2 protein-coding genes, 3 pseudogenes and 1 other annotated feature are annotated in these 4,232 nt (G+C 67.7%); of the genes and pseudogenes, 4 read left to right on the top strand and 1 reads right to left on the bottom strand.

Annotated elements, in window-relative coordinates; translation table 11 throughout:
* Positions 1 to 866, top strand: an 866-nt coding sequence (locus MET2598_RS36765) for an IS256 family transposase (RefSeq protein ID WP_018261701.1), incomplete at its 5' end; no start/stop codon positions are given.
* A gap of 40 nt (positions 867 to 906) precedes the next feature.
* Here the strand turns inward: MET2598_RS36765 and MET2598_RS39340 are convergent.
* Positions 907 to 1,734: pseudogene (locus MET2598_RS39340) on the bottom strand (IS3 family transposase); the annotation flags it as partial.
* Positions 1,339 to 1,455 (bottom strand) — a sequence feature (AL1L pseudoknot). Its footprint overlaps the pseudogene before it by 117 nt.
* A 45-nt stretch (positions 1,735 to 1,779) precedes the next feature.
* On the opposite strand from MET2598_RS39340, the pseudogene MET2598_RS36750 reads away from it, so the two are divergent.
* The 3 genes and pseudogenes from MET2598_RS36750 to MET2598_RS0117150 all read left to right on the top strand — a co-directional run.
* Positions 1,780 to 2,694, top strand: a pseudogene (locus MET2598_RS36750) (transposase); the annotation flags it as partial.
* A gap of 68 nt (positions 2,695 to 2,762) precedes the next feature.
* Positions 2,763 to 3,536: pseudogene (locus MET2598_RS36745) on the top strand (nitric oxide dioxygenase); the annotation flags it as partial.
* A gap of 53 nt (positions 3,537 to 3,589) precedes the next feature.
* Positions 3,590 to 4,015, top strand: a complete 426-nt coding sequence (locus MET2598_RS0117150; RefSeq protein ID WP_012335242.1) for a PAS domain-containing protein — start codon at positions 3,590 to 3,592, stop codon at positions 4,013 to 4,015.
* The last annotated feature ends 217 nt before the right edge of the window (positions 4,016 to 4,232 follow it).

Here is a 4,232-nt window from a genome sequence, read left to right as displayed (position 1 = left end):
GGGAGATCGTCGGGCACCTGGGCGAGCTCTACGGGATCGAGGTCTCGCCCGACCTGATCAGCGCGGTGACCGACGCGGTGCTGGAGGAGGTCGCCGCCTGGCAGGCCCGGCCGCTGGAGCCGGTCTACCCGATCGTGTTCTTCGACGCCCTGCGGATCAAGGTGCGCGACGAGGGCCTCGTCCGGAACAAAGCCGTCCACATCGCGCTCGGCGTGCGCGGAGACGGATCCAAGGAGATCCTCGGGCTGTGGCTGGAGCAGAACGAGGGCGCCAAGTTCTGGTTGCGGGTCATGAACGAGCTCAGGAACCGCGGCGTCGAGGACGTGCTCTTGGCCGTGGTCGATGGCTTGAAGGGCTTCCCCGACGCGATCCGGGCGGTGTTCCCCGAGGCGCTGGTCCAGACCTGCATCGTCCACCTGCTGCGTCACAGCCTCGATTTCGTCTCCTACAAGGACCGTAAGCTCGTGGCGGCCGCGCTGAAGGACATCTACCGCGCACTCGATGCTGCCGCTGGCGAGGCGGTCTTGGCTGCCTTCGAAGCGGGCGAGTGGGGCCAGAAGTACCCGGCCATCGCCCAGAGCTGGCGGCGGACCTGGAGCGAGGTGGTGCCGTTCTACGCGTTCCCCGGCGAGGTCCGGCGGATCCTCTACACGACGAACGCCATCGAGGCCCTGAATGCCACGCTGCGCCGGGCCGTGCGCGCCCGGGGCCACTTCCCGACCGACGAGGCCGCGCTGAAGCTCCTCTACCTGGTCTTGAACCGCTCCGAGAGGGCATGGAAGATGGGCCCACGTGAGTGGGTCATGGCCAAGGCACAGTTCGCCGTCATCTTCGGCGAGCGCTTCACTCGGGCCATGGCGGCCTGACGGTCAACCCGCCGCCCTCACACGAAATTCCTGACAGTCCCGTGCGCGACACCCGCCAGCCGACGATCCGGCGGGCGAAGGCATCGATCACGAAGGCCACGTAGACGAAGCCCGCCCCGGTCGCCACGGAGGTGAAGTCCGCCACCCACAAGGCATTCGGGCGCGGCTCCTGGAACTGGCGATTGACGCGGTCGAGGGGGCAAGCCACCGCTGGATCGGGGATGGTGGTGCGGACCGTCTGTCCTCGCACCACCCCCGCCAAGCCCATCGTCCGCATCAGCCGCGCCACCGTGCAGCGGGCGGCCACGATCCCTTCTCGGGCGAGTTGCCGCCAGACCTTCCGGACGCCGTAGACGCCGAAGTTCTCCTCGTGCACGCGCCGGATCTCGCCCATCACCGCCGCATCGGTCTTGGCCCGCGCCGGCAGCCGGCCTGGGTCGGCGCGCCGGGCGACATGGACGTGGTAGGTGGAAGGGGCGATCGGCAGCACCCTGCAGATCGGCTCGACCCCGTAGGCATCCCGATGGTCGTCGATGAACGCGATCATGTCCGCGACCGGCGGTCGAGCTCCGCCATGGCGAAATAGGCCGACGCCTTCCTCAGGATCTCGTTGGCTTGGCGCAACTCGCGGTTCTCCCGCTCCAGTGCCTTGATCCTCTCGCCCTCATCCGTGGTCGGCCCAGCGCGCAGGCCCTGATCCCGTTCGGACTGGCGCACCCAGTTCCTAAGGGTCTCGCCCGAGCAGCCGATCTTCGGCGATCGACTGGATCGCGGCCCATTGCGAGCCGTGCTCGCCCTGGTGCTCCCGCACCATCCGGACCGCCCGCTCGCGGACCTCAGGCGAGAAGGGGGGTGTATGCTTCCTCATGGCTCCATCCTCTCAAGAGTTGGAGCCTCCGGGAAACCCGGGGCGGTTCAGAACTTCCTCCGCGAGGACGGGCCGGAGGGCACCCGTGTCGCATGGCGGACGAACGATCAGCTGCCACCATCGGGTCGATACATCGGCTCGCCGTATGACGTTGAGGCGCGCTACGCGAGCAAGGGCACGACGGTGTGGAGCGGCTACAAAGTGCATCTGACCGAGACGTGCGACGATGACGCGCCGAACCTGGTCACCAACGTCGAGACGACGACCGCCGCGGTGTCAGACGACGCGACGACCTCGACCATCCACGCGGCGCTCGCTGCACGGGATCTGCTGCCCAAAATCCACATCGCCGACACCGGCTTCGTGAACGCGGCGCTGTTCGTTGACGCCCAGGCGCGCCACGGGATCGATCTGGTCGGCCCAACGCGGGGTGATCGGCAGTGGCAGGCCCAGGCCGGTGCCGGCTTCGCCGCACGGGACTTTGCCATTGACTTCGCTCGACGGCGGGCAACGTGTCCGGGCGGGAAGGAAAGCCAGAGCTGGACGCCCACGCTCGTCCACGGCACGACACTGGTGATCAAGATCAAGTTCGCGGTCCGCGATTGCCGGGACTGCTCGCTGCGGCCGTACTGCACACGCTCGCGGTCGGCCCGCCGGGCGATCACGATCCGCCCTGAAGCCCAACATAAGGCGTTGCGGGTCAGGCGGGAGCGGGAGAAGACCGCCGACTTCGCAGCCGAGTACGTCCGACGAGGCGGCGTCGAGGGCACGATTGCACAAGGCGTGCGGTCATCTCGGCTGCGGCGAACGCCCTACTTCGGACCCGCGAAGACGCACTTGGCTCATCTGATGACGGCAGCGGCAATGAACTTGGTGCGACTACTGCGATGGCTCGCGGACGAACCGAAGGCTCGAACACCAAACTCATCCTTTGCACAGCTGCACGCGCTTGCAGCCTGACTGTGCCGAGCCGAATTCACCACTAATATCAAAGTGCGGGAGAACCACCGAGCCGGGGCAATCCCAGGAACGGCTGGCGTGAGTTCGTGGTCGAGAGCGTCACGCCCGAGAGCGAGGCCATCCGCTCGCTCGTTCTCGTTCCGGCCAACGGCGGGCCGGTCCTGCACCACCAGCCTGGGCAGTATCTCGGCTTCCTGTTCGGCCTGCCGGATCACGGCGTGCTCAAGCGCAACTACTCGATCCCCTGCGCTCCGAACGACCGCGCCTACCGCATCACCGTCAAGCGCGAGGGCCAACCGGGCGAGCCGGCGGGTATCGTCTCGAACTGGCTGCATGATGAAGCTGGGCCCGGAACAGTGCTGCGCGCAGCACCGCCGGCGGGTGATTTCTATCTGGATCGAGCGGCCAAGGATCCGGTCGTGCTGGTGAGCGGCGGCGTCGGGCTCACGCCGATGGTGAGCATGCTGGAGACGATCGCCAGGACCACGCCCGAGCGGCCGACCTGGTACGTTCACGGCGCCCAGAACGGGCGCGTGCACGCGATGCGGGATCAGGTCCGGGAACTCACGGCAAGCAACGAGAACCTGCGCCTGCACACCTTCTACGCGGAGCCCGCGGCGGGGGACCGGCCAGGGGAGCACTACGATGCGCAGGGGCTGATCACCGCGGAGTGGCTGGTGGGGCAGACGCCCCACGAGGCGGCGACCTACTACCTGTGCGGTCCCGAGCCGTTTCTCCGCGCGCTTGTGAACGGATTGCGACGCGAGGGCGTTCCGACCGAGCGGATCCGGTTCGAGTTCTTCGGCCCGGCCGACGAGCTGCTGGAGCAGCAGGCAGCCTGAGTGCGACGGCGCCGCTCCGCCGGAGGGCGGCGCCGCTTCCGGGGAGGATGCTCATGGAGTTCGCGCGCATCGTTGCCGATGCCATTCTGGCCGGATCAGCGGACGCCGTCGTCGCTTCCGACCGCGACGGCATCATCCGTGTCTGGAACCCCGGTGCAGCCCGCATTTTCGGCTATACGGAAACCGAGGCGGTGGGCCAGTCGCTCGACATCATCACGCCCGAGCGGCTGCGCAAGCGCCACTGGGACGGCTACCACAAAACCATGGCGACGGGCGAGAGCCGCTACGGCGAGGGCGCCCTTCTGTCAGTTCCAGGCGTTTGCAAGGATGGGCGGCAGATCTCGGTGGAGTTCACCATCGTGCCGCTCAAGGATGAACAGGGCGCGATGACCGGGATCGTCGCGGTCATGCGGGACGTGACGGTGCGGTTCACCGAGATGAAGGTTCTGCGGGAGCGGCTGGCGAGGGTGTCCGGGTAGCTTCGTGGCAGAACCCAGCGTCGCAGTCATCGAGCCATCGCGGGGAGCACCACGGCCGGACTGCAGGCAAGACACCCGGGACGCTGACGGAGTTCGCCGGCCGCGGGCCGAGGGGACTGTCAGGAATTTCGTGTGAGGGCGGCGGGTTGACCGTCAGGCCGCCATGGCCCGGGTGAAGCGCTCGCCGAAGATGACGGCGAACTGTGCCTTGGCCATG

Origin of the sequence: Methylobacterium sp. WSM2598, assembly GCF_000379105.1 — a bacterium.
Lineage (GTDB): Bacteria > Pseudomonadota > Alphaproteobacteria > Rhizobiales > Beijerinckiaceae > Methylobacterium.
The sequence above is the reverse complement of the archived record's forward strand: the minus strand, read 5'-3'. Positions and strand labels throughout refer to the sequence as shown.